Source organism: Micromonospora fiedleri (assembly GCF_016774385.1).
GTDB lineage: Bacteria > Actinomycetota > Actinomycetes > Mycobacteriales > Micromonosporaceae > Micromonospora > Micromonospora gifhornensis.
In genome coordinates, this window is sequence record NZ_JAETXL010000134.1 from 1 (window position 1) to 258 (window position 258).

At 65.5% G+C, this 258-nt stretch carries 1 pseudogene; it reads left to right on the plus strand.

Features of this window, described 5'->3' with window-relative positions:
• Positions 1 to 2: 2 nt before the first annotated feature.
• A pseudogene (locus JMF97_RS32540) lies at positions 3 to 258 on the plus strand (hypothetical protein); the annotation flags it as partial.

Sequence of the window (258 nt, forward strand, 5' to 3'; positions counted from 1 at the left end):
GAATGAACACATGGAGTCGTAAGCGGCTGCTGGCCGCCGGTGCGTCCGGTGCGCTGCTGGCCGGTGTGGTGGCGGTGGGTTCGCCTGCTTTCGCTGAGCCGGGTGACGATGCCGGGGTGGAGGTGACCGTGGAGATCGAGGAGATTCGGGAGCCGGGTGTCCTGGCGATGACGGTCGCCGCTGATTCGGTGCTGTTGTCGGAGGATGGGTCGACGTTGCTGGTTCGTCAGTTCACTGGTGAGTTGCCGACGGTGACGG